We start from the raw sequence: 463 nt of genomic DNA, 5'->3' as shown, positions 1-463 counted from the left end.
TCCGTCGGCGCGCAGTACGGCCAGGGCCTGGCGCACGGTGCCGCGCGAGACGCCGTAGCGGGTGGCGAGTTCGCCCTCGGCGGGCAGCCGTCCGCCGGACCCGTAGGCGCCGTCGGCGATGGCCTGCCGAAGGTCTCCGGCCACCTTCCGGTACATCGTCTGCCGGCCGTCCGCCACGCTGCTCCCCACATCGATCAACCGCTCCGGAGACCGAGCCTAACCGGCGGTTCCGGGACAACCACGGCGTTCCCGCGACCGACGCCGGGACTCAGTGGTCCGTTCACCTTCCGGACACCGGCCTCCGGCGTACTGTGAGCGCGTTGTTCAAGTTGTACAGCCAACACTGGCTCAGTCCATGGAGAGTCCCGTGATTCTGCCCCGCCCCCGGGCCGCCGGCCTCGCAGGTGTCCTCGCCATAGCGGCGCTCGGCCTCAGTGCCTGCGGCGCCGCACCCACCGAAAGC

At 71.5% G+C, this 463-nt stretch carries 1 protein-coding gene; it reads right to left on the bottom strand.

Translation table 11 applies throughout. From position 1 onward, the window contains the following. Positions 1-189 (bottom strand): GntR family transcriptional regulator (locus tag CAY82_RS27520; protein ID WP_256576346.1); only part of this gene is annotated, 189 nt, incomplete at its 3' end. Between the last annotated feature and the right edge of the window lie 274 nt (positions 190-463).

The organism is Pseudomonas sp. SID14000 (genome assembly GCF_002165135.1).
GTDB lineage: Bacteria > Pseudomonadota > Gammaproteobacteria > Pseudomonadales > Pseudomonadaceae > Aquipseudomonas.
Note: the sequence above shows the minus strand (reverse complement) of the source record. Positions and strands in the feature narration are given on the sequence as shown.